The organism is Arthrobacter sp. PL16, from assembly GCF_035985055.1.
Classification (GTDB): Bacteria; Actinomycetota; Actinomycetes; order Actinomycetales; family Micrococcaceae; genus Arthrobacter_D; species Arthrobacter_D cheniae.
Map to the genome: position 1 here is coordinate 583,911 of NZ_JAXCIC010000002.1, position 22,863 is coordinate 606,773.

The 22,863-nt window shown below is 69.7% G+C and carries 20 protein-coding genes; 9 read left to right on the top strand and 11 right to left on the bottom strand.

Annotation, left to right across the window (positions count from 1 at the left end; all coding sequences use genetic code 11):
* Nucleotides 1–3 precede the first annotated feature (3 nt).
* Nucleotides 4–804 (top strand): ANTAR domain-containing protein, encoded by an 801-nt coding sequence (locus RCH21_RS06415; RefSeq protein ID WP_326963658.1) that lies wholly within the window; start codon nt 4–6, stop codon nt 802–804.
* Here RCH21_RS06415 and asd read toward each other — a convergent pair.
* The 3 genes from asd to RCH21_RS06430 form a co-directional block, all read right to left on the bottom strand.
* Nucleotides 801–1,940: an aspartate-semialdehyde dehydrogenase gene (asd, locus tag RCH21_RS06420; protein ID WP_120147123.1), complete on the bottom strand. Its 1,140-nt coding sequence runs from the start codon at nt 1,938–1,940 to the stop codon at nt 801–803. The genes RCH21_RS06415 and asd overlap by 4 nt on opposite strands.
* A gap of 72 nt (nt 1,941–2,012) precedes the next feature.
* The gene (locus RCH21_RS06425) at nt 2,013–2,582 is read right to left on the bottom strand and encodes a dihydrofolate reductase (RefSeq protein WP_326963659.1); all 570 of its coding nucleotides are present in this window, start codon (nt 2,580–2,582) and stop codon (nt 2,013–2,015) included.
* On the bottom strand, nt 2,579–3,358 hold the full coding sequence (locus RCH21_RS06430; RefSeq protein WP_326963799.1) for a thymidylate synthase: 780 nt from the start codon (nt 3,356–3,358) through the stop codon (nt 2,579–2,581). The genes RCH21_RS06425 and RCH21_RS06430 overlap by 4 nt, the downstream gene beginning before the upstream one ends.
* Before the next feature lie 170 nt (nt 3,359–3,528).
* Here RCH21_RS06430 and RCH21_RS06435 point away from each other — a divergent pair, with 170 nt between their 5' ends.
* Nucleotides 3,529–7,446, top strand: a complete 3,918-nt coding sequence (locus RCH21_RS06435) for a Pls/PosA family non-ribosomal peptide synthetase (RefSeq protein ID WP_326963660.1) — start codon at nt 3,529–3,531, stop codon at nt 7,444–7,446.
* Entirely contained in the window at nt 7,436–8,803 is a 1,368-nt protein-coding gene (locus tag RCH21_RS06440) for a M1 family metallopeptidase (protein ID WP_326963661.1), read from the top strand. Before RCH21_RS06435 ends, RCH21_RS06440 begins: the two co-directional genes overlap by 11 nt.
* Before the next feature lie 61 nt (nt 8,804–8,864).
* On the opposite strand, the gene RCH21_RS06445 is transcribed toward RCH21_RS06440, so the two are convergent.
* The 6 genes from RCH21_RS06445 to RCH21_RS06470 all read right to left on the bottom strand — a co-directional run bounded on the left by RCH21_RS06445 (nt 8,865) and on the right by RCH21_RS06470 (nt 15,138).
* Nucleotides 8,865–9,599 carry a 4'-phosphopantetheinyl transferase family protein gene (locus RCH21_RS06445; protein ID WP_326963662.1) on the bottom strand — a complete coding sequence of 245 codons (735 nt, stop codon included), beginning with the start codon at nt 9,597–9,599 and terminating at the stop codon, nt 8,865–8,867.
* A 22-nt stretch (nt 9,600–9,621) separates the two neighbouring features.
* Complete coding sequence (locus RCH21_RS06450; RefSeq protein WP_326963663.1) at nt 9,622–9,861, bottom strand: hypothetical protein; 240 nt, start codon at nt 9,859–9,861, stop codon at nt 9,622–9,624.
* Between the two features lie 126 nt (nt 9,862–9,987).
* A complete protein-coding gene (locus RCH21_RS06455) occupies nt 9,988–10,956 on the bottom strand; it encodes an NUDIX hydrolase (protein ID WP_326963664.1) in 969 nt (322 codons plus the stop codon).
* The gene (locus tag RCH21_RS06460) at nt 10,956–13,178 is read right to left on the bottom strand and encodes an RNA degradosome polyphosphate kinase (RefSeq protein WP_182976823.1); all 2,223 of its coding nucleotides are present in this window, start codon (nt 13,176–13,178) and stop codon (nt 10,956–10,958) included. The genes RCH21_RS06455 and RCH21_RS06460 overlap by 1 nt, the downstream gene beginning before the upstream one ends.
* 89 nt (nt 13,179–13,267) lie before the next feature.
* Nucleotides 13,268–14,227: a mycothiol synthase gene (gene mshD, locus RCH21_RS06465; protein WP_326963665.1), complete on the bottom strand. Its 960-nt coding sequence runs from the start codon at nt 14,225–14,227 to the stop codon at nt 13,268–13,270.
* Nucleotides 14,228–14,430: 203 nt separating this feature from the next.
* On the bottom strand, nt 14,431–15,138 hold the full coding sequence (locus RCH21_RS06470) for a winged helix-turn-helix transcriptional regulator (protein WP_120147114.1): 708 nt from the start codon (nt 15,136–15,138) through the stop codon (nt 14,431–14,433).
* A gap of 187 nt (nt 15,139–15,325) precedes the next feature.
* Here RCH21_RS06470 and RCH21_RS06475 point away from each other — a divergent pair, with 187 nt between their 5' ends.
* The 4 genes from RCH21_RS06475 (at nt 15,326) to RCH21_RS06490 (ending at nt 18,435) form a co-directional block, all read left to right on the top strand.
* A complete protein-coding gene (locus RCH21_RS06475; RefSeq protein WP_326963666.1) occupies nt 15,326–16,078 on the top strand; it encodes a hypothetical protein in 753 nt (250 codons plus the stop codon).
* A 199-nt stretch (nt 16,079–16,277) separates the two neighbouring features.
* Nucleotides 16,278–16,877 carry an FABP family protein gene (locus RCH21_RS06480; protein ID WP_120147112.1) on the top strand — a complete coding sequence of 200 codons (600 nt, stop codon included), beginning with the start codon at nt 16,278–16,280 and terminating at the stop codon, nt 16,875–16,877.
* 74 nt (nt 16,878–16,951) lie between these two features.
* Complete coding sequence (ygfZ, locus tag RCH21_RS06485) at nt 16,952–18,043, top strand: CAF17-like 4Fe-4S cluster assembly/insertion protein YgfZ (protein WP_326963667.1); 1,092 nt, start codon at nt 16,952–16,954, stop codon at nt 18,041–18,043.
* On the top strand, nt 18,040–18,435 hold the full coding sequence (locus RCH21_RS06490) for an ankyrin repeat domain-containing protein (RefSeq protein WP_326963668.1): 396 nt from the start codon (nt 18,040–18,042) through the stop codon (nt 18,433–18,435). The genes ygfZ and RCH21_RS06490 overlap by 4 nt, the downstream gene beginning before the upstream one ends.
* A gap of 79 nt (nt 18,436–18,514) precedes the next feature.
* Here the strand turns inward: RCH21_RS06490 and RCH21_RS06495 are convergent, their stop codons facing one another.
* Both RCH21_RS06495 and RCH21_RS06500 read right to left on the bottom strand, forming a co-directional pair.
* A complete protein-coding gene (locus RCH21_RS06495) occupies nt 18,515–19,246 on the bottom strand; it encodes a GNAT family N-acetyltransferase (protein WP_326963669.1) in 732 nt (243 codons plus the stop codon).
* A gap of 4 nt (nt 19,247–19,250) precedes the next feature.
* Nucleotides 19,251–20,276: a 6-phosphofructokinase gene (locus RCH21_RS06500; RefSeq protein WP_326963670.1), complete on the bottom strand. Its 1,026-nt coding sequence runs from the start codon at nt 20,274–20,276 to the stop codon at nt 19,251–19,253.
* 272 nt (nt 20,277–20,548) lie between these two features.
* On the opposite strand from RCH21_RS06500, the gene RCH21_RS06505 reads away from it, so the two are divergent.
* Complete coding sequence (locus RCH21_RS06505; RefSeq protein WP_326963671.1) at nt 20,549–21,379, top strand: UbiA family prenyltransferase; 831 nt, start codon at nt 20,549–20,551, stop codon at nt 21,377–21,379.
* Nucleotides 21,376–22,806 carry a phytoene desaturase family protein gene (locus RCH21_RS06510; RefSeq protein ID WP_326963672.1) on the top strand — a complete coding sequence of 477 codons (1,431 nt, stop codon included), beginning with the start codon at nt 21,376–21,378 and terminating at the stop codon, nt 22,804–22,806. The genes RCH21_RS06505 and RCH21_RS06510 overlap by 4 nt, the downstream gene beginning before the upstream one ends.
* The last annotated feature ends 57 nt before the right edge of the window (nt 22,807–22,863 follow it).

Here is a 22,863-nt window from a genome sequence, read left to right on the forward strand (position 1 = left end):
TGGATGGAACAACAGCACGACGCCGCGCAGGCCCGACCGGTCGGCGCACGTGGTTCGCTGAGGTCGGCCACCTTCGAGGCGACGACGTCGTGTTTTTCCCTGATGGACCTCGAGTTCGTCATCCTGGATGTCAACACCGCATTCTCGGAGGCGACAGGCCTGGCTCGGGAGGAACTGATCGGGCGGCAGGCGTTCGAGGTGTTCCCCGAGAATCCGCAGCAGTCGGACGACGCGCCCGCGCGGACCATGCGCCAGTCGCTCGAACGGGTCATCGCCACGGGGGAGCGCGACGACCTGCACATCCACCGGTACGACATTCCTCACCCGACGCAACCGGGCACTTTCGTGGAACGCTACTGGAGCCCGGTCAACATCCCGGTGCTCGACGACGACGGCATGCTGGTAGCCATCCTTCAGCAGGTCGAGGACGTCACGGACTACCGCGAGGACCTCGTGAGGGTCCTCGGGTACCTGCAGGAGGTACCCACGGGAACGTCGGCGGAGGGTGCGCGCCGTTTCACCACCTATGCGGCGACTGCCATGGCACACTCCAGCCTCTACCACTCCGCGCAGCGTGAGGTGGCGCAGTTGCAGGAGGCGCTCACACGCCGCGCCGTCATCGACCAGGCCAAGGGAATCCTCATGGGCCGGCACCACTGCACCAGCGAGGAGGCGTTCAACCAGCTCAGGAAGCTGTCGAACGACACGAACGTCCCGCTCCGGGATGTCGCCTCGGCGCTGATCTACCAGGCGTCGGTCCCGCCGAGCCCTGATGGGGCCGCCCAGGAGCAGGGTCCGGCCTAGAGGTTGCCGGTCGCGATCATGAGCATCCGGCGAAGGGGCTCCGCGGCGCCCCACAGGAGCTGGTCCCCCACGGTGAAGGCGCTGATGTAGTCGGGACCCATCTCGAGCTTGCGGATCCGTCCCACCGGGATGTCCAGTGAGCCCGTGGCCGCGATGGGCGTCAGTCCGGCCAGCGTATCGACCTTCGTATTCGGGATGACGCGGACCCATTCGTTGTCGGCCGCGATGATCGACTCGATCTCGCTGACCGGCAGGTCCTGCGTCAGCTTGAGGGTCAACGCCTGTGAGTGGGAGCGCATGGAACCGACGCGCACGCACAGCCCGTCGAAGGGGATGCGCGTGTCCATGCCGAGGATCTTGTTCGTCTCCGCGCCGGCCTTCCACTCCTCCTTGGACTGGCCGTTGCCGAGGTCGCCGTCGATCCAGGGGATCACCGAGCCCGCCAGCGGCACGCCGAACTGCGTCGCTTCCAGGCTCGGGTGGCGCTGCTTGGCGAGGATCGCGCGGTCGATGTCCAGGATCGCCGACGCGGGGTCGTCGAGGTTCAGGGCAACGGTGCTGTGGAGGGCGCCGAACTGGTTGAGGAGCTCGCGCATGTGGCGGGCACCCCCGCCCGACGCCGCCTGGTACGTCATGGATGTGCCCCATTCGACCAGTCCGTTGCGGAACAGCCCGCCGAGGCCCATGAGCATGCAGGAGACCGTGCAGTTCCCGCCGATGAAGTCCCGCACGCCGTTCGCGAGCCCGGCATCGATGACGGACCTGTTGACCGGATCCAGCACGATCACGCTGTCCTGCTCCATGCGCAGTGTGGACGCGGCGTCGAGCCAGAGACCCGACCAGCCGGCGTCCCGCAGCTTCGGGTAGACCTCGGCGGTGTAGTCGCCGCCCTGGGCCGTCACGATGATGGGCAGCTTCGCGAGGGTCTCGACGTCGTACGCGTCCTGCAGCATGCCCGCACCGTCGGCGAACGACGGCGCTGCACCGCCGGCCGCCGACGTGGAGAAGAAGACGGGGTTGATGCGGGAGAAGTCGCCCTCGTCCTGGAGGCGCTGCATGAGGACCGAGCCCACCATGCCGCGCCAGCCGACGAATCCGACGGAGGGCAGGGCCGAACTTTCAGGTGCTGACGTCATGCCCTCCAGTTTAGGCGGGAGGCTGCCGTGGATCCGCTTTTGTGACCGGGGCGTGCCCCGGCAGGCGCGGTGCTACTGGTCCTGCTTCGTCCAGAGGCTGATGCGGTAGCGCGTCCCGCCCGAGGATTCCAGCCAGCCGGTCTCGGGGGTCAGCGCCGCGAGCGCCCACTCGGGCCCGAAGGCGGGAGCGACGGTGTCGCCCTCGACCGCGTCTTCGATGACGGTGACGAGGGCGGCGTTGGCCAGTGGCATCGCATCGGTGTAGACGCGGCTTCCACCGATGATCCAGATCTCCTCGGCGCCGGGACTTGCCTGCGCCGCCCGGAGGGCGGCATCGAGGGAATCGACGACGACGGCGCCCCGCAGGTCCGCGGCTCCCGAACCCGAGATGACGATGTTCGTGCGGTCCGGCAGGGGCCGGAACGTGGAGGGGAAGGACTCCCACGTGCGGCGGCCCATGATCACGGGATGTCCCGTGGTCGTGGCTTTGAAGTGTGCCATGTCCTCCGGTACGTGCCAGGGGATCTTCCCGTCGCGGCCGATCACGCCGTTCTCGGTCTGCGCCCAGATCATGCCGATCACGGGCCGGGATCCGACGGCGTCGAGGACGCTCAGGGTGCGGTGCGGTGCTGCCCCGCTCATACCGCCACCGGTGCCTTGATGGTGGGGTGGTGCTGGTAGTCGACCACGTCGAAATCCTCCAGGGTGTAGTCGAAGATGCTGGCGGGCTTCCGCTTCAGCTCGATACGCGGAGACGGGTACGGCGCACGGGACAACTGCTCGGTCACCTGCTCCACATGGTTGTCGTACACATGGACGTCGCCGCCGGTCCAGATGAACTCGCCGGGTTCCAGGCCGGTCTGCTGCGCCACCATCAGCGTCAGCAGGGCGTAGGACGCGATGTTGAAGGGAACACCGAGGAACGTGTCCGCCGACCGCTGGTACAGCTGGCAGGAGAGCCTGCCCGGTCCACCGTCCACTCCGGGGCTGACATAGAACTGGAAGAACACGTGGCAGGGAGGCAGCGCCATGTTGTGGATCTCCGACACGTTCCAGGCCGAGACGAGGTGCCTGCGGGAATCGGGGTCGGTCTTCAGGGCTTCGACGACCTGCGCGATCTGGTCGATGTGGCCGCCGTCGGGCGTGGGCCACGACCGCCACTGGACACCGTAGACCGGGCCGAGCTCGCCGTCGTCGTCCGCCCACTCGTTCCAGATGGAGACGCCGCGCTCCTGCAGCCACCGGACGTTCGAGTCGCCGCGGAGGAACCAGAGCAGCTCGAGTGCGACGGATTTGAAGTGCACGCGCTTGGTGGTGATGAGGGGGAAGGACTCGGTGAGGTCGAAGCGGAGTTGGCGGCCGAAGACGCTCCGGGTGCCGGTGCCCGTCCTGTCGCTCTTGGCCGCGCCGTTCGCCATGACATCGCGCAGCAGGTCCTCGTAAGGGGTGGGGATGGGGGTGCTCACCGAGCCATTCTAGGGCGAGCGCAGCCCCTGACCCCAGCCGGTGCCCGGTAGACTGCGCGGACCCGTGGACAGCCGACGAATCCGGTCACCTGCCGTTCACCCTGCACCGGAAGACTACAGCCGTGACCATTCCTCCACCCGAGACCGCCCCCGCACCCTTTTCTGCGCATCATCGCGCGCAGTTCGCGGCGTCCGGGCTCGCGCCGGCACCACGGACCCTCCTCGACATCCTGCACTCCACCGCCCGTGAGCACCCCAGCGCCTCGGCGCTCGACGACGGAATCTCCGCGCTCAGCTACGCGGAGCTGGTCGCCGAGGCGCAGGGGTTCGCGGCGACCCTGCGCGACGCCGGGGTGGGTCGCGGTGACACGGTCGGCGTCCGGCTCCCGTCGGGTACCAACGCGCTCTACATCGCGATCCTCGGGGTGCTCGCTGCGGGCGCCGCCTATGTCCCGGTCGACGCGGACGACCCGGATGAGCGTGCACGCATCGTCTTCGCGGAGTCCCGCGCCGCCGTCGTCGTCGGCCCGGGCCTGTCGCTGACTCCGGCAGGTGCCGCGCGCGGTGCTGCCGGAGACCCCACGCCCGACGACGACGCCTGGATCATCTTCACGTCCGGCTCCACGGGGACACCCAAGGGGGTGGCCGTCACGCACCGCTCGGCGGCGGCGTTCGTGGACGCCGAGGCGCGCCTGTTCCTGCAGGACGAGCCCATCGGGCCCGCGGACCGGGTGCTGGCGGGTCTGTCGGTGGCCTTCGACGCCTCGTGCGAGGAGATGTGGCTGGCCTGGCGGTACGGCGCGTGCCTCGTGCCGGCGCCGCGGGCGCTCGTGCGGACCGGTGTCGACCTCGGTCCGTGGCTGGTCGCGCGCGGCATCACGGTGGTGTCCACGGTTCCTACGCTGGCCGCTCTCTGGCCTGCGGACTCCCTCGAGAACGTGCGGCTCCTCATCTTCGGAGGGGAGGCGTGCCCACCCGACCTCGCTCAGCGCCTCGCGGTGCACGATCGCGAGGTCTGGAACACGTACGGACCCACGGAGGCCACCGTCGTCGCCTGCGCGGCCCGCCTCGGTGGGGAGGGGCCGGTGCGCATCGGCCTGCCCCTGGACGGCTGGGACTTCGCCGTCGTCGACCAGGACGGCGTGCCCGTGCCGGAAGAGGCGGTCGGCGAGTTGATCATCGGGGGCGTGGGCCTCGCCCGCTACCTCGACCCCGAGAAGGACGCCGAGAAGTACGCTCCGATGCCCACGCTCGGCTGGGACCGCGCCTACCGCTCCGGCGACCTCGTGAGGCTCGAAGCGGCCGGCCTCGTGTTCGTCGGCCGGGCGGACGACCAGGTGAAGCTCGGCGGGCGCCGCATAGAACTCGGCGAGGTCGACGCCGCACTGCAGTCCCTGCCCGGCATCGCCGGTGCGGCGGCCGCTGTCCGGACGACGCCGTCGGGCAACCAGCTGCTGGTGGGCTATCTCGTGCCGGCGTCGGGTGCTGCCGACCTGCAGGTCCTTCGGGAGCTCCTTGCGGCACGGCTCCCCGCCGCGCTGGTGCCGCTGCTGACCATCACCGACGCGCTGCCGACGAAGACGAGCGGCAAGGTGGACCGGAACGCGCTGCCCTGGCCGCTTGCGGGAGGGGACCCTGGTGGACAACAGGACCTCGATCCCCGCGCGCAGTGGATCGCGGACCAGTGGGCCGGCGTCCTCGGGACGGTCCCGGCCGACGAGGACGCCGACTTCTTCCTCCACGGCGGTGGCTCCCTCGCCGCAGCCCGCCTGGTGTCGGTGATCCGCGCCCGCTACCCGGTCATCACCGTCGCGGACATCTACGCGCATCCCCGGCTCGGTGCCCTCGCGGCATTCGCGGCGAGCACGGGCGACGGCGGGGAGCAGCCCGATGCGCCGGAGCGGACCGTTCGCCGCACCGCGCGGAAGTCCCAGGTCTTCCAGACCGTCATGGGCATCCCGCTGCAGTTCCTCGCCGGCATGCGCTGGCTCACCTACGCGATGATCGCCGCCAACGTACTGACGGGACTCGGCGTCCTGACGGGTGCCCCGACGCTGTCCTGGGGGTGGGTAGCCCTGTCCTGGCTCGTCTTCGTGAGTCCGTTCGGGCGCATGGCGCTGTCCGTCGCGGCCGCCCGCATCCTGCTGCGCCGGGTCGGGCCCGGTATCTATCCGCGCTCGGGAAGGGTGCACCTCCGCCTCTGGCTCGCGGAACAGATCTCGGACAGCGTCGGCGCCGTCAGCCTCGCGAGCGCCCCCTGGGTACCGGTGTACGCGAGGGCGCTCGGTGCGCGGATCGGGTCCGACGTCGACCTCCATTCCGTCCCGCCCGTGACGGGCTTCCTGACTCTCGGAGCCGGAGCATCCGTGGAACCGGAGGTGGACCTGTCGGGATGGTGGATCGACGGGGACCACGTGCACATCGGTGCGATCTCGATCGGGACGGAAGCCGTCATCGGGGCGCGCAGCACCCTGATGCCGGGCGCGAGGATCGGAGCCGGCGCCGAGGTGGCACCCGGGTCCGCCGTGCAGGGCGCCGTGAAGGCCGGCCAGCTCGTCTCGGGTTCGCCGGCGACTCGGGCGGGCAGGTCCAAGCAGGAGTGGCCGGACGCTCCGCGGGCGCGTTCGCGGCTGCACGCCCGCCTGTCCTTCCTGGCGTTCGCGGCGGCATCGGGCGTCCTCGCCCTCATCCCCTTCATCGCCGCCACCATCGCCGCCCTGCCCGTGGTGGCCGCGCTGCGCGGAACGCCGTCGCTGTCGGTTGCGTGGCCCTCGCTGGTAGGTCCGGTGGTACTCGCCGCGATCCTCTGGCTCATCGTCAACGCGGCCCTGATCCTCCTCACCGTCCGGCTGCTGGGCGTGGGGCTGAGCGAGGGCCACTACCCGGCGCGCAGCCGCATCGGCTGGCAGATCTGGGCCACGGAACGCACGCTGGACATGGCCCGTGACCTCCTCTTCCCCCTCTACTCCAGCCTCCTCACCCCGATGTGGCTCCGGCTCCTCGGAGCCCGCGTGGGCAGGAACGTCGAGGCCTCCACTGTCCTCCTCATCCCGAAGATGACCACGATCGGCGAGGGCGCCTTCCTCGCGGACGACACCAGGGTGGCCTCCTACGAGCTCGGCGGCGGCTACCTGCGGATAGCCCCGGCCAAGATCGGCAGGCGGGCGTTCCTCGGCAACTCGGGCATGACCTCGGCCGGACGCCGGGTCCCGAAGAACTCGCTCGTCGCCGTCCTCTCTGCGACACCCGCGAAGGCCAAGGCCGGAAGCTCGTGGATGGGAAGCCCGCCGTCGCGCCTGCGCCGCCTGGCCGTGACCGGCGACCGCGGCCGCACGTTCCAGCCCTCCGGAGGCCTGAAGGCCGCGCGCGCATTCTGGGAACTCTGCCGCGTGCTGCCCATCATCCTCACGGTGATGATCGCCGCGGCGTCCCTGGTGATCTTCGATGCCCTGGCCCTGTGGAGCGGATATGCGGTGGCGGCACTGCTCAGCGGGGTCGTGTTCATGGGGCTGGGCGCGGTCGCGGCAGGCAGCGCCGTCATCGTGAAATGGCTGCTCGTGGGGCGCATCTCCGCCGGCGAGCACCCCCTCTGGAGTTCCTTCGTGTGGCGGAACGAGGTGGTGGACACCTTCATCGAGAGCGTGAGCGCGCCCTGGTTCGCAAGGGCCGCCAGCGGGACACCGGCGCTGGTCTGGTGGCTGCGCGCCCTCGGATCGAAGATCGGGCACGGGGTCTGGTGCGAGAGCTACTGGCTGCCGGAGGCGGACCTGGTGACGCTCGGCGCCGGCTCTACCGTGAACCGCGGCTGCGTGGTGCAGACCCATCTCTTCCATGACAGGATCATGAGCATGGACACCGTCGAGCTCGCTGCAGGGGCAACCCTGGGCCCGCACAGCGTGATCCTCCCCGCCGCCGAGATCGCCTCCGGCGCAACTGTCGGTCCGGCGTCGCTCGTGATGCGGGGCGAGACGGTTCCCGCCGGCACCTACTGGATGGGTAACCCGGTCAGCTCCTGGTCGGGGCCGGTGCGTGGGCAGTAGCTCCGAGGACCTCGCGCCGGACCCCTACACGCCGTCCAACGGCAGTACCGCCTATCGCGTGGGCCACTACGACCTCACGCTCGACTACAGGCCGGCCGGCAACCGACTGGCGGGCCGGGCCGTCCTCACGATGACCGCGCACCGCGAACTGCACCAGCTCGAACTCGACCTCAGCGGCCTGCGGACCACCAAGGTGACGTCGGATACGGTCCGCGTCCGCTCGTACAAGGACCGCGCGGGAAAGCTCGTGATCACCTTCCGCGATCCCGTGCCCGACGACGCCGAATTCAGGCTCGACATCCGGTACGAGGGCAATCCCGCACCCATCGGTGGCCCCTGGGGCGACGTCGGGTGGGAGGAACTGACCGACGGCGTGATCGTGGCGGGCCAACCCACGGGGGCGCCGTCGTGGTTCCCCTGCAACGACCACCCGGCGCAGAAGAGCTCCTACCGTTTCACGGTGACCACGGACACCGGGTATCGCGCCATCTGCAACGGCGTCCTCGTCTCGCGCATCGCGAAGTCCAGCCGGACCACCTGGGTGTACGCGCAGGCGGAGCCGATGGCCACGTACCTGGCGACGGTCCAGATCGGCCGTTATGACCTTGTCGCCCTGAATGATCCCGCGCAGCCCGCCGTCGGCCTTCCCACCCGCGCCACCCCGCGTGATCCGGCGAGCCCCGTGCCCCAGTACGCCGCCGTCCCGGCGTCCCTCGTGCCGGCGGCGAAGGCCGCCCTGGCGCGGAACCACGAGATGATGTCGGCCTTCGAGGAATGTTTCGGGCCGTACCCCTTCCCGCAGTACCTGGTGGTGGTCACGGACGACGAGTTGGAGATACCCCTCGAGGCCCAGACCTTGTCCATCATCGGCCGGAACCACCTCGACGATGGCTGGGACGCGCAGCGCCTGATCGCCCACGAACTGGCGCACCAGTGGTTCGGTAATGCGGTCACGGCCGCCCGCTGGCAGGACATCTGGCTCCATGAGGGCTTCGCCTGCTACGCCGAATGGATCTGGTCGGAGGCCGGCGGATCGACGACGGCGGACTCCCACGCGCGCTCCACGCACCATCGGCTCAGCCGTGAACCACAGGACCTGGTCATCGGTGATCCGGGCGCGTCCGGCATGTTCGACGACCGCGTCTACAAACGCGGCGCCCTCGCCCTTCATGCACTGAGGAGGGCGGCCGGCGACGACGCCTTCTTCGGGTTGCTGCGCTCATGGTCCGAGGAGAACCGGTTCGGTGCGGTGACGACGCCGGACTTCATCGCGCTGGCGGAACGCACCCTGCCCGCGGTCGACGTCGAGGTGCTGCTGACGCAATGGCTCTTCTCGGAGGACCTGCCCGCACTGTAGGGCGCTGCAGGGCACGCTGCGCCGGTGCCTCGGCCACTTACCGCACACTGCGGGCCTTCCCTCAGGGGATGACGGCGACGGCGGCCACCAGACCCTCCGACGCGAGGACGACGCCGTCGACGTCCGGCAGATCGCTGATCCTGCCGTCCGCCAGCACGTCGACCTCGCTCGGGTCCCGATCGGTGAAGCCCGTGCCCAGCGCCTTGACGAGGGCCTCCTTCCGGGCCCAGAGCCGCGCCCGAGCAGCACCCCGTCCCGCGACGGGAACCGTCCGTACCGCGTCTCGTTCAGCGGTCGTCAGGGAGACGTCGTCGAAGCCGTCGAATCCGACCCCTGCCACTGCCGTGAGATCGATGCCTAGCCTCGGGATAGCGTCCGGAACGGCCCCGCGGACGTCCAGCGCACCCAGCAGGATGAAGCCGTCCGCGCGGGAGAGGCTGAGCGCCAGGGGGATGGTCCCGCCGTCGAGGGTGTAGCCCGGTCGGCCGTGGTCTGCGGTGCCGCCGGGACTGCAGACGGGGCAGACGGACTTCGAGGCGAGATCCGCCGGCTGCACCCCGAGGAGGCTCGCGGCCAGGACGCGCAGCGCATGGCGTCCCGCCACGAACGAGACCGCCTGGGCGGCATCGGCGATCCGCGCTGCGCGGCGGCGCTCGACGTCATCCAGGAGGCAGAGCATCTCTGCCTCCGGCGGAGAACCGGTTCCGGACCGGATCCCCTGCACAAGCATGACGGCGACAGGGTGCTCCCCGACCGGTGCGGAGCGCGGACCGGGATGGTTCGGTCGGGGTGTCATCCCATCATCGTCCCCCGGGACGTCAGTGGCGGATGCCGAACAACTCGGCGCAGACGTCGTGGCGCAGCACGAAAGGCCGCGGACGGTCGGCGTCGGCGCGGTGACCGTACACGTAATAGCCGCGCCCCTCTCCCGGACCGCCGGCTGCCCGGTCGATCGCGTGCCTGAGCCTCGGCGTCAGGGGCCCGGCGGGGCCGATGCGCTGGAGTTCCTCGATCTCGTGCGGTGCCAGTCCCCTGACAACGCCCTTCACATCGGTCATGGCTGGATTCCTGTCATCGGGTGCGGCGTGTGCGTGCGCACCCGACTCTAGGTATCGACAGTGAACGAGGCATGAACGGCGGCAGGCCCGGCGGTGATGGTCTGGCTTCCCCTGGGCAGGCGCCCGTCAGTCGTCGTAGGCCCGGAACTGCTCCACTGAGACGATCCGGCCCGGATTGGTGCTGCTGACCTGGCAGATCACTGCCTCGCCCGGAGCGAGATAGGGATCATCGACGGGAAGGAGTGCCCGCAGTGGACCGGTCATGTAGTTGCTGATCACCGAGAAGACCAGTGGAAGCACGGGGCGATGCGTGCAGATCGCCGCCGGACGGCGCTTGTCGATCACACGCTCGACGGCGGTCCTGGCCCTCCCGGGCCTGCGGGCGGCGTCGTGTTCGGTCAGCGCATCGACGAGCTTGAGCTTGGCGCTGCGCTGGTGCACATAGGGCGAGACCGTCTGGACACAGCGCACCCACGGGCTGCTGACCACGCGTTCGGGGTTCCATGCCTGCAGCAGGCGGCTGACGGCGGTCGCCTGCCGGCGGCCCGTGGCTGCGAGCGGCCTGTCACCTTCGGCCCTGCTCCAGGACGATCGCGGCTTCGCCTTTGCATGCCGCACCACGATCAGGGGCCAGGTCTGCAGGTCGTGCGCCAGGTGCGCCTCCACCAGGGCGTCGAGGGGCTCGACGTCGGACGGGTTGCTCAGCAGTTCGCGGGCCCTCTCCGGGGTGACCCACTCGACGCGATCCACCTCCTTGCCGTCGGGCTCGGGGCTGAGGCGTTCCGTTCTCGCGGCCCAGTAGTGCACCAGCTTCTCGCCCGAGGAGACGGGATAGGTGATCGATGCCAACGGGATGCCCAGCGTGACACTCAACCCCACTTCCTCGAAGGTCTCCCGGACCGCGCACTCCGGCGTCGTCTCGCCGGGATCGAGTTTCCCCTTGGGCCAGGACCAGTCCTCATACCTGGGCCGGTGGATGATGAGGACCTCCAGGAGGCCCTTCTCCACTCGCCAGCAGAGGGTCCCGGCAGCGATGGTCGCGGCGCCGCTGCCCGTCTCCGTCACGGCCGTGGCCTCTTTCGTGTGCGTCGCCATCAGCGGCGCGACACCGCTCGCTGGCGGGCCCTCGAGGCGAGGAGCCAGGACTGGATGTCCTCGAGGGGGGTGCCCTCGTCGTCCTTGTGGTGGCGGGTCCAGCAGCCGGTCTCGTCCAGGTGCCAGCTGGAGACGCCTGGGTTCATGTAGCGGCCCATGAGGGTCATCAGGTAGGAGATGTCCTCGGGTGCACTGAGCTGCACGAGCGCTTCCACGCGGCGGTCGAGGTTGCGGTGCATCATGTCCGCGGAGCCGATGAAGACGGCGGGTTCGCCGCCGTTGGCGAAGGCGAAGACGCGGGAGTGTTCCAGGAAGCGACCGAGCACCGACCGCACGGTGACGTTCTCGCTGAGGCCCGGAACGCCGGGCCGGACCGAGCAGATACCGCGGACGATCACGTCCACCTTCACGCCCGCCTGCGATGCACGGTAGAGGGAGTCGATGATCGCCTCGTCCACCATCGAGTTGACCTTGATGATCACGTGGGCGGCGAGGCCCGCCTGCTTGTTGGCGATCTCCCGCTCGATGCGGTCGATCAGGCCGGAGCGGACGGAGCGCGGAGCGACGAGGAGTCGTTTGAACGTCGATTTCGGGGCGTAGCCCGAGAGCTGGTTGAAGAGCCGGGAGAGGTCCTGGCCCACCTGGTCGTTGGCGGTGAGCAGGCCGAGGTCCTCGTAGTACCGGGCTGTCCGCGGGTGGTAGTTGCCGGTGCCGATGTGGCAGTAGCGGCGCAGCCCGTCGATCTCCTGCCGCACCACGAGCGAGAGCTTGCAGTGTGTCTTGAGGCCCACGATCCCGTAGACCACGTGGACGCCCGCCTGCTCGAGCTTGCGGGCCCAGGAGATATTGGCCTGCTCGTCGAACCGGGCCTTGATCTCCACGAGGGCCAGGACCTGCTTGCCGGCTTCCGCGGCGTCGATCAGCGCGTCCACGATGGGCGAGTCGCCCGAGGTACGGTACAGCGTCTGCTTGATGGCCTGCACCTTGGGATCCGCCGCCGCCTGCTCGAGGAAGGCCTGGACCGACGTCGAGAAGGAGTCGTACGGGTGGTGCAGGAGGATGTCCCGCCGACGCATCGCGGCGAACACGTTCGCGGCCTTCGAGGTCTCGCTCTCGTTCAGGTGGCGGCTCGTGTGTGGCACGTGCTTGGGGTAGTGGAGATCGCCGCGGTCGATCCCGGAGATGACGCTGAGTCCACGCAGGTCCAGGGGAGCAGGGAGCGCGAAGACCTCGTCCTCCTCGACGCCGAGCTCCCGTGACAGCAGGGCCCGGATGCTCGGGTTGATGTCCGTGGTGACCTCGAGGCGCACGGGCGGGCCGAAACGACGGCGCAGCAGTTCCTTCTCGAGGGCCTGCAGGAGGTTCTCGGCGTCGTCCTCCTCCACCTCGAGGTCCTCGTTGCGGGTCACCCGGAAGAGGTGGTGCTCGAGCACCTCCATGCCGGGGAAGAGCTGGTCCAGGTGGACGGCGATGACTTCCTCGAGCGGGATGAAGCGGGCCACGCGCCCGGCGACGTTCCCGGCGCGCGGCCCGTCCACGGACAGGAGGCGCGGTAGCTGGTCGGGCACCTTGACGCGGGCGAACAGCTCCTTGGCGCTGACGGGGTTGCGCACCACGACGGCGAGGTTCAGGGACAGCCCCGAGATGTAGGGGAAGGGATGTGCGGGGTCCACGGCGAGCGGCGTGAGGATCGGGAAGACCTTCTCCGCGAAGATCTTGCGGAGCTCGGCCCGCGCCGTGTCGTCGAGCTCCTCCCAGGTGGTCAGGTGGATCTGCTCCGCGGCGAGTGCCGGGCGGATGTGCTCGGCGAACACGGCGGCGTGCCGCTGCTGCAGCTGGTAGCCGTCCTGCATGATCTTCTCGAGCTGCTCGATGGGGCTGAGGCCTGCGGCCGACGGCACGGCGAGGCCTGTGGCGATACGGCGCTTGAGTCCGGCGACGCGCACCATGAAGAACTCGTCGAGGTTCGACGCGAAGATCGAGAGGAAGTTCACCCGCTCGAGGAGAAAGAGGTCCGGGTCCTCGGCCAGCTCCAGGACCCGGGCGTTGAAGTCGAGCCAGCTGATCTCACGGTCGAGGAATCGGTCGGGACGGATATCGCCGGAGGGCACGAGGCTGGGAGCGAATTCGGGGATGTCGATGCGGTCCTGGGTAGCCCGGGCCGGAGCCGTCTCGGACGATCCGTAGAGCGACGCACCCCGGCGTTTGGTTCCTGATTCCATTGCGTCTCCTGCAGCGTGGGCGGGCATGGTGTGGCGAACACCCCGCCTCAGCGGCCGGGCGCGCCCTGAATGACACCTTACAAGGTGGGTTACGCCGTCGTTCCCGCGTACATGACGTCGACGTCCCAGCGGGTGAAGCCGAGCTTCCGGTAGAGCGCGACGGCCGCGGTGTTGTCGGCGTCGACGTACAGCATGATGGCCTGCAGTCCCTTGCGGTGGAGGTACTCGATGCCCGCTATGGTCAGGGCCTTGCCGAGCCCCGTGCCCTGCGCCCCGGGCGTCACGCCGACCACGTACACCTCACCCATCGCCGGGTGGGCGCCGATAGCCGGGTGGATCTTGGTCCAGTGGAAGCCGAGCAGCACGCCGTCCGCCTCGCGTACGGCGAGCAGGAAGCCGTCGGCGTCGAACCAGTCCTCGTCCATGCGTGCTTCGAGGTCGGCGCGGGTGGTGGCACCCTGTTCGGGATGGTGCGCGAAGGCAGCGGCGTTCGCCGCCAGCCACGCCTCCTCGTCCTGTCCTCGGACGAATGCGCGCAGGGCGACGCCGGCCGGCAGGCGTAGGTCCGGTACGGATTCCTCGACGGCGGCGCGCGTCAGGCGCATGCGCCACAACTCGCGCACGGGCCCGAAGCCGAAGCGCGCAGCGAGGTCCGCGGCGGCGGAGTGGTTGCCGTGGGACCAGCCGCGGAGGCCGCCGATCCCCTCCGCCAGAACCGCCTCGATCAGGGCGGTCCCGGCTCCTTCCCCCCGGCAGTCCGGCCCGACGACGAGTTCCAGGACGGCGCCGTCCTCCACTCCGCGGGTGATCACGGCGACGCCGACCAGCTCGCTGTCCTGCTGTCCTGCCGATCGGGCCGTGAAGACGAGCAAACGGTCTCCGGACTCCTGCGCGTGCAGCAGAACGAGGGTCTGCTCCGAGAGCGGGGGATTGCCGTCGGCTTCGGTGGCTGCCGCGGTGAGCCGGCGCACCTCCTCGAGGACGGCGGCTGCCGGGGCTCCTGCTGTCCTGTCGACGGACCAGGTGGGGGTGTGCTGGGCGGCGGTCATGCGCTCAGCCTAGTCCTGCCGGGCAGCGCGTTTGGTGGGCGGCCCGGGGTGCGGTAGTGTCGTGAACTGCTCGAGGGGGATGCACCAGTGGGGTGCCCGCGATACGTTCGACCCGTATGTCCTCCACCAGGGTTCCGCCGACAAGCGGGACACGAAAAGCCCCTTCCACCCGCGGGTGGAAGGGGCTTTCTCGTGTGCTGGGGTCAGGCGTCCTGGTTGACGGAACTGCGGTCCTCGGGCAGGCGGGTCAGCGTGAAGCGGTACCCGACGTTGCGCACGGTTCCGATCAGCTGCTCGTGGTCGGCGCCCAGCTTCGCGCGGAGCCGCCGCACGTGCACGTCGACGGTGCGCGTGCCTCCGTAGTAGTCGTAGCCCCACACCTCGTGCAGGAGCTGATCGCGTGTGAACACGCGGCCCGGATGCTGGGCGAGGTACTTGAGGAGCTCGAACTCCTTGTACGTCAGGTTCAGCGGCTCGCCGCCCACCCTCGCGGTGTAGCTGGCCTCGTCGATCACGACACCGGAGGCATGGATCTCCGTGCTGGTCTCTTCGCCGGCCGCCTTGGACCGCGCGATGACGAGCCGCAGGCGCGCCTCGACCTCTGCCGGTCCTGCAGAATCGAGGACGACGTCGTCCGCCAACCAGTTCGCCGCGACCGCCGCCATCCCGCCCTCGGTGAGGACCAGGACGAGCGGCGCGCTGAGCCCGGTGGCTTTCAGGAGCTGGGTCAGCGAACGGGCACCGACCAGATCCTTGCGGGCGTCCACGAGGACGACGTCGCACGGTTCCGTCTCGAGGAGCGCGGTGGGCTCGGCGGCGAGGATGTGCACCTTGTGATTGAGCAGCTCAAGTGCCGGCAGGATCTCGACGGACGAGCCGGTGGTGTTGGTGAGCATCAGGATGTGCGGCATGTTTCCTCCACGGGTCGGGAATGCGCATCATCGGGCAACGGGGCCCTTTGCTGCCCTGGACAGGGAGGCGAGGGCGGTAGAGATTTGGTCAAGTATAGCCGCAGGGCTGTGACGGACCGCACGCACGCGACCCTCCGGCGCGTGTGCCTTTTCCCACCGGCGAAGCCGGTAGGGCAGTATTGCTGGGATGAAGAGGACGAGTGTGGCCGCTGCGGCCGGGGCCGCCGTGCTGGCGGCAGGGGCGATCGTGGGGTCCTCGTACATCTCCCTCCAGGCGGTCGCGATCGCCACCGGCGTGGTGGCCGTCCTGGCCGCCATCGGCTGGCCGTACATCCTTCGGGTACCCGCGAAGAAGAGCCAGTCCGCTGCCATCGGGCTGAGCGCCCTGCTCGCCGTCGTCCTGACGGCGTCCCTTCCCGGCCCGTCCTTCCTGGCCTGGTTCCCGGCATCGGTGGCTCTCGGCGTGGGGGCCATCTTCATGATCCAGCTCATTCGCGGAACCGGTCAGATCCACCGGCTCGAATCCACCCTAGGTGCCAGCACGGGGGTCCTCGTCATCGGCATGGGATCGGGCTGGGTGGCCGCGGACCGGCTCGCCGTCAATGCCACGGACTCCGGTGTGCTGCTCGTGACCGGCATCAGCGTCGCCGTGGCGATCGCCGTGTGCCTCCTGCCCCTCCCGGACCGGCTCGTCGCGCCCGCCGCCGTCGCGCTCGCTGCGCTCGCGGGCCCTCTCGGGGCACTCCTGTTCACCGACGTCCCTGCTGTCGCCGCCGCCGTCGTCGGCGTTGCGTGCGGTGCCGTCATGGCAGGGACACGGCGGCTCCTCGTCGCGCGTGAGGCGCCCCTCGACGCACTCGCGGCCCTCGCGGCCGGCACCACGCCCGTGCTTGCGATCGGCGCCATCGTCTACTTCCTCGACAAGCTCTTCCTCTCCTGAGCAAGGCCGCGCAGGAGGCCCCGGCGCCGTCCCGTGCTGTGCATCGCTCGCGCTAGGATGGAGTCATGTCCATCCTCGCTCTTGAAATCTTCTTCATCTCGCTGCTGGTCCTCGCCGGTCTCGGCATGGCGGGGTTCGCAGCCCTCGTGATCACGCGCCTGTACAAGGGCCAGAAGTAGCCGACTGACACGGAGTCCCCATGTCGATTGATCTGCCCACCGACCTGACGCCCGAGCTCGTCCCGCTGTCGTGGCTCCTCGGAACCTGGGAGGGTACGGGGATGCTCGGCGAGGGGACCGCCGAGTCGGAGCGCTTCTCCCAGCGCGTCGTCTTCTCGCAGAACGGCCTCCCGTACCTCCAGTACAGCGCGGAGTCCTGGCTCATCGACGAGCAGGGCGCACAGCTGCGTCCATTGTCCGTCGAGACCGGATTCTGGTCGCTGGAGCGCAAGCTCAACGACTCCGACGTGGGTCCCGGCCTCAACCCGGCCGACATCGTGCCCGCACTGAAGACCGCCGACGAGGTGGAGCAGTTCCGCAACGAGGCCGGCGGCTTCGACATCACGGCCACGATCGTCCACCCCGGCGGCATCGCCGAGCTGTACTACGGGAGCATCAAGGGCCCGCAGATCCAGCTGAGCACGGACCTCGTGATGCGGGGACAGCACTCCAAGGAGTACACGGCCGCCACCCGTCTGTTCGGCCTGGTCGAGGGGAACCTCTACTGGCGCTGGGACGTCGCAGCAGACGGCAATGCGCTCGGGGCACATGCCTCGGCCATCCTTCGAAAGACCTCCTGACCAGCTCCGTCCCCGGGCCTGGCCCTGCTCCGCGCGGGGGAGGAATAGTCCTGCCCGAGAGGCGTTATACCGTCATGACCACTCCCAGCCCACTCCTTGATCGTCCCGGCGCCGTCGAGGGCGGGGGAGCCGATGCACAGGTGGCCTCCCACTACGGTGATCCCTTCCGCGAGCAGAGGCTGCTCATGGACGGACAGGCCGTCGTCGACCTCTCCAACCGGGGAGTGGTGACGGTCTCCGGCCCCGACCGCCTGAGCTGGCTCAACACGCTGTCGTCCCAGTTGCTCCTCGGCCTCCGGCCCGGGCAGAGTTCCGAGACCCTCCTCCTCACCGTGCAGGGACGGATCGAATTCTCGATCCACCTCGTCGACGACGGTGCTACGGCCTGGCTCATCACGGAGGGCGGGGAGGCCGCGCCCCTCGCCGCGTGGCTCGACCGGATGAAGTTCATGCTGCGGGTCGAGGTCACCGACGCCACGGAAGCCTGGGCCGTCCTCGGCGCCACGCGGGCGCTGCCCGAGCTCGGCGACGACGTCATCGCCTGGGAGGATCCGTGGCCGGCCATCGGCGTCGGGGGCTATGCCTACTCGACCATCGGCGACGGTGAGCACCCAGGGCGCGAACGCCCCTGGTTCGAATACCTCGTGCCCCGCGACGCGCTCGACGCCGTCGTGGACGGAACGGGCCTGGCCCTCGCCGGGTCCCTGGCTGCCGAGGCCCTGCGCATCGCTGCCTGGCGGCCCCGGGCAGGGTTCGAGACCGACGAGAAGACCATCCCGCACGAACTGGACCTCATGCGCACGGCCGTGCACCTCGCGAAGGGATGCTACAAGGGGCAGGAGACCGTCGCCCGGGTCCACAACCTCGGGCATCCGCCCCGTCGCCTCACCTTCCTGCATCTCGACGGAAGCCAGCACACGCTCCCCGCCATGGGCAGCCCGGTCCTCAGCGAAGGCCGCACCGTCGGGAGGGTCACCTCCGTCGGCCACCACTACGAGATGGGGCCCATCGCCCTGGCGGTCCTCAAGCGCTCTGTCGACGCCACGGCGGATCTGCTGGTGCAGGACGGCGAGGAGATGTACGCCGCGGGCCAGGAGGTCATCGTGGCGCCCGATGCCGGTCAGGTGGTCGGACGGGCGACGGGCTTCCTGCGGGGACCGCGATGACCACGGGTACCGACGGCGCCGCTGCGGCGATAGCCCTGGCGCATGCATTGTTCGACGCCGCGCGGCAGGGCGACACGGCCACGCTTACGCGGTACCTCGACGCCGGCGTGCCCTTCACCCTGACCAACACGGCCGAGGACAGCCTGCTGATGCTCGCGGCATACAGCGGCCATTCCGCGATCGTCCGGAACCTGCTCGCCCGGGGCGCCGACGCCGGCCAGGCCAACGACCGCGGCCAGACGCCCCTGGCAGGTGCGGTCTTCAAAGGGCATACAGAGGTGGCGCGCATCCTCGTCGATGCCGGAGCGGACCCCGACGCCGGAGCGCCGTCGGCCCGGGCCGCGGCAGAGATGTTCAGCCGGACCGAACTCACGGAGCTGTTCGCCCGGTAACGGGCAGCCTGACCCGCTCGTGCCGGGATCGAGCCGGTGGGCAGAGTGCGCCGGATGAGGATATCGGCGGCGGAGCAGGCTAGGTCCGGTCGAGGACCACTGACGTCTGCGTCCCCGCGAAGGCGAACCCTGCCCGCCGTGCTGTGCGCTGCGAGGCGGTGTTGTCCGTGCGGGCCCGCCACTGGGGCACGAGTCCGGCCCCCATCGCTTCCTCGATCGCGACGGCGGCAACGCGCTGCGCGTAGCCCTTCCGGCGTTGGTCGGGCGGAGTGATGACGGCGATGTGCGCCAGGATGCCCTCCCAGATGTCGTACCCGGCGCCGGCCAGCGGGATCAGCTGACCTGCGTCGGGTCCGTCACCGCTTTCATCGGCCACCAGGACGAATGAATGCTGCACATCGCTGAGGCCCGCTTCGCCGACGTCGTCGGGCGGGCACCTCCGCTCGAGTTCGCGGACGAGCGCCGCCTCGCTGGAGACGACGGCGGGCGGGCCGTCGAACAGGGGCAGGGCGTCGCAGAAGAAGAGCTGTGCCTCACCGAGGCCCCGACCGCCGCGGTCGCGGCTCATCGTGAGCAGCGTCGACTCACTGCGGAGATCCAGCCCCGACATGGACCTGCCGGCGTCGACCGCCCATCGAGGGCCCTTGAGGATCTCCCGCCCGAAGAGGGTCACGAAGGTCAGGACACCCGCGTCGTCGTCCACGCTGTAGACGCGGTCGGTACCGTCATCGGCCAGCGCCTCGTCGTCGAGCCCGAGTAGCCGGGACCAGGCGAGCTGGATGATCGAGATGGTGCCCGGGTCGAGTTCCACGTGCTCAGCCGAAGAGGATGGCGGCTTCGTCGTAGCGGTGCTGCGGGACCCGCTTGAGGTTGCCCAGCGCCGCCTCGAAGCCCACGTGGGCGATCTCCGTGCCCTTGAGGGAGACCATGGTGCCCCAGAGTTCGTCCGCGACGGAGTCCACCGCGGCCATGCCGAGGCGCGTGGCGAGCACACGGTCGAAGGAGGTCGGGACGCCGCCGCGCTGGATGTGGCCGAGGATCGTGGCACGGGTCTCGATACCCGTCCGAGCCTCGAGTTCCGGTGCTAGCTGGTCAGCGATACCGCCGAGGCGCGGGCGACCGAAGGTGTCGAGACCGCGTTCGGAGTGCGCCTGCTCCATGTGCGACGGAACGAATCCCTCGGCGACGACGACGAGGGGCGCGCGGCCTCGGGCATTGGTGGAGGAGACCCACTCGGCGATCTGCTCGATGCTGGTCTGCTGCTCGGGGATGAGGATGGCGTGGGCGCCGGAGGCCATACCCGCGTGGAGGGCTATCCAGCCGACATGGCGTCCCATGACCTCGGCGATCATGCAGCGGCTGTGCGACTCGCCGGTGGTGCGCAGGCGGTCGATGGCCTCCGTGGCGATCTGCACGGCGGTATCGAAGCCGAAGGTGTAGTCGGTGGCGTCGAGGTCGTTGTCGACGGTCTTGGGCACGCCGACGATCTTGAGCCCGAGGTCCGTCAGTCGCTTCGCCGCAGCCAGGGTGCCCTCCCCGCCGATCGCGATCATCGCGTCGATGCCGAGGCGTTCCAGGTTCTCCCTGATCGCTTCCGCGCCGCCCTTGCCCTCGAAGGGGTTGGTACGGGAGGTTCCGAGGATGGTGCCGCCCTGCTTCGAGATCCCCCGCACCGCGTGCCGTTGGAGGTCGATGATGTTCCCCTCGACGACGCCGCGCCAGCCGTCACGGAATCCGACGAACTCCTGGTCGTGCGTCTTGATGCCCTTGAGCACGGCGCCGCGAATGACGGCGTTCAGCCCGGGGCAGTCGCCGCCGCTGGTGAGGATTCCGATTCTCATGTGGCCTGGGGTTCCTTCGACGAGGGGGTGGATGGTGCATCGCGAGCACACCGTCGGGCCCGCCTATGATTCTAGACACACCCGCGCCGACGACCCCGACTACGTCACATTCCCGGACCGATCGCCTCGGGCCGGAGGGATCGCAGGCAGGGGAGCACGTAGGCTGGAACCATCCGGCGCACGCGGGCTCCAGCCCCGACGGTGTGTTCCCAGCAGGTCCGAGGAGGACACCCGCAGTGCCCCAGGCAGGTTTTGCGCCAGCGGCGCTTCGCATGGTCTCCATCTCCAGGCCGGTCCTCTGGATCAACACCCTGGGCACCGGCGTCGTCGGCATGTGGCTGACCGGCACGTTCTGGCAGTGGGAGGCCCTGGCGCTCCTGGTGTGGCTCACGCTGCCGTTCAACCTGCTCATCTACGGCGTGAACGACATCTTCGACCAGGACACCGATGCACTGAATCCCCGCAAGGGATCGCTCGAGGGCGCGCGGATCAGGGCCTCCGAGGTGCGCTCCATCTGGCTCGCCGTCCTCGTCACGAACGTCCCGTTCCTCGCCTGGTTCGCAGGGACGCTGCCCCCCGTGGCGCTGGCGTGGATCGCCGCCTACGCGCTCGTCTTCGTCTTCTACTCCGCACCGCCGTTGCGCTTCAAGGCGCGCGCCTACCTCGATTCGATCAGCAACGCGGCCTACGCCTTCCCGCTCGTCCTCGTGCCCTACGCCCTGGGTGACGAGCCGGTATGGGCTGCAGCGATCGGCCTCATGGCCTGGAGCGCGGCCAAGCATACCTACGACGCCGTCCAGGACATCGACGAGGACAGGGCGGTAGGGATCACGACGACGGCGGTTCGGTTCGGCGCGCGCGGCGTCGTCGCCTGGAGCGGTGCCTGGTGGGCCGTGTCCACCGTGTGCTTCGCCCTCGTCAACATCCCCGTCGCCGTCGTGAACGCCCTGATCGCAGGCTGGCTGCTGTGGGGTCTGTATCGGGATCCGCGTCCGGAGACGGGCCACCGCCTGTATCGCTACTCGATCGCCTTCCCGTACGTCGCCGGGACGGTCGCGGGCGTCCAGCTCGTCGTCGCACTCACGCTGGGCCTGTACCGATGAGCCGTGTGGTCGTGGTCGGTGCCGGTATCGGCGGTCTCGCGGCCGCCGCGCTGCTCGGCCGCGCGGGGCACAGCGTCACGCTCCTGGAGGCGTCGGACCACGTGGGCGGCAAGAGCCGCCGAGTCGAGGTCGCCGGGCAGCGCATGGACACCGGACCATCGCTCTTCACCTTCCCCTCGGTGTGGCAGCAGCTGCTCGATCTCCTCGACGCCGTCGGACCCTCCGACCAGGTACGCGCTGCCGAGGTCGCGGATCTCCGGCTCGCGCGCCTTCCCGAGGTCGGCACGTACTACTACCGAGGCGGGGAGTGTGCGCTGCCGGTGCCCGAGGGCCATCCCTGGCACACGGCGTGGGAGCGGTTCGCGTCGGAGCACGGCCTGCTGGGTGGGGACGTCTCGCGGCTGCTGACGACGGGTCCCCTCGAAAAGGCGTCGTACCCCGCCCTGGCGAAGCTTGGCAGCCTGTATGGCCGAAGGCTCACCACGCGCAGCTACCTCGACAGCCTCACCTGGCTGCCCGAGGGGTTGCGCGAGGTCATCGCGATCCACACGCTCAATGCGGGCGTGAGTCCTACGCGCACCCCGGCCCTCTACGCGAGCATGCCGGCGATCATGGCGCAGGACGGCGTGTGGATTCCCGAGGGCGGCGTCTACGAGTTGGTCCTCGCTCTCGAGCGCCTCGCCGTCCGTGCGGGCGTGGAGATCCGCACGGGCGAGCCTGCGCGGAGGATCGGACGACGGCGCGTGGTCACGTCCGAGGGCACCTATCCGGCCGACGCCGTCGTCAGCGGCCTCGATGCGCACCGCCTGGCGGGGCTACTGGGCGGCCGGGCCGCGAGGAGGCCGCGGAAGCTCACCTGCTCCGCCGTCGGGATCTATGCCGTTCTCTCGCGCCCCCTGCCCGAGGGCACCGCCCGCCACGGCGTGATCATGCCGGACCGCCCCGCCGCGCTGTACGCCAGCCTCGAGGCCGGTGACGAGCCCGAGCAGACCATGGCGTTCGCCAACTACTACCCGGCGCACGGCGTGTACCCGAACGCGTCGGCAACCCTCGCCCTGCTCCTCACCGCGCCGGCCAACGGGAAGACCTACTCCCTCGAGGACCCGTTCGTACGGCGGGAGCTCGACCGGACCACGCGCGTGCTCGGCCTGCCACAACCCGTCGAGGAGTACTTCGAGGACTACGAGATCCTGGATCCGGGCTACTTCGGCGAGCGCGGATCCGCGGGTGGAGCCCTCTACGGCGCCGTGCATCCGACGTGGATGAGCGGTCCGTTCCACGTCCCGCCGTACTCGGATCCGTTGCGCCCGTGGCTGTGGCGCGTAGGGGCCTCGGTGCACCCGGGCGGCGGCCTTCCGGCTGTGCTGGGCGGCGCGATGATGTCGACGCAGAAGCTCCTGGCACGGTTGGGGCCGGTTCCGGCCTGACGGCCCGGACGTCCGGACAGCGACGGGTCCCCGGGGTCAGCGGCGGTCTCCGGGTCG

Excerpts from the sequence above, each read along its gene's own strand:
- RCH21_RS06415 (WP_326963658.1), top strand. The coding sequence starts at position 4 with ATGGAACAACAGCACGACGCCGCGCAGGCCCGACCGGTCGGCGCACGT.
- asd (WP_120147123.1), bottom strand. The coding sequence starts at position 1,940 with ATGACGTCAGCACCTGAAAGTTCGGCCCTGCCCTCCGTCGGATTCGTC.
- RCH21_RS06425 (WP_326963659.1), bottom strand. The coding sequence starts at position 2,582 with ATGAGCGGGGCAGCACCGCACCGCACCCTGAGCGTCCTCGACGCCGTC.
- RCH21_RS06430 (WP_326963799.1), bottom strand. The coding sequence starts at position 3,358 with ATGGCGAACGGCGCGGCCAAGAGCGACAGGACGGGCACCGGCACCCGG.
- RCH21_RS06445 (WP_326963662.1), bottom strand. The coding sequence starts at position 9,599 with ATGACACCCCGACCGAACCATCCCGGTCCGCGCTCCGCACCGGTCGGG.
- RCH21_RS06450 (WP_326963663.1), bottom strand. The coding sequence starts at position 9,861 with ATGACCGATGTGAAGGGCGTTGTCAGGGGACTGGCACCGCACGAGATC.
- RCH21_RS06455 (WP_326963664.1), bottom strand. The coding sequence starts at position 10,956 with ATGGCGACGCACACGAAAGAGGCCACGGCCGTGACGGAGACGGGCAGC.
- RCH21_RS06460 (WP_182976823.1), bottom strand. The coding sequence starts at position 13,178 with ATGGAATCAGGAACCAAACGCCGGGGTGCGTCGCTCTACGGATCGTCC.
- mshD (WP_326963665.1), bottom strand. The coding sequence starts at position 14,227 with ATGACCGCCGCCCAGCACACCCCCACCTGGTCCGTCGACAGGACAGCA.
- RCH21_RS06470 (WP_120147114.1), bottom strand. The coding sequence starts at position 15,138 with ATGCCGCACATCCTGATGCTCACCAACACCACCGGCTCGTCCGTCGAG.
- RCH21_RS06475 (WP_326963666.1), top strand. The coding sequence starts at position 15,326 with ATGAAGAGGACGAGTGTGGCCGCTGCGGCCGGGGCCGCCGTGCTGGCG.
- RCH21_RS06480 (WP_120147112.1), top strand. The coding sequence starts at position 16,278 with ATGTCGATTGATCTGCCCACCGACCTGACGCCCGAGCTCGTCCCGCTG.
- ygfZ (WP_326963667.1), top strand. The coding sequence starts at position 16,952 with ATGACCACTCCCAGCCCACTCCTTGATCGTCCCGGCGCCGTCGAGGGC.
- RCH21_RS06490 (WP_326963668.1), top strand. The coding sequence starts at position 18,040 with ATGACCACGGGTACCGACGGCGCCGCTGCGGCGATAGCCCTGGCGCAT.
- RCH21_RS06500 (WP_326963670.1), bottom strand. The coding sequence starts at position 20,276 with ATGAGAATCGGAATCCTCACCAGCGGCGGCGACTGCCCCGGGCTGAAC.
- RCH21_RS06505 (WP_326963671.1), top strand. The coding sequence starts at position 20,549 with ATGGTCTCCATCTCCAGGCCGGTCCTCTGGATCAACACCCTGGGCACC.
- RCH21_RS06510 (WP_326963672.1), top strand. The coding sequence starts at position 21,376 with ATGAGCCGTGTGGTCGTGGTCGGTGCCGGTATCGGCGGTCTCGCGGCC.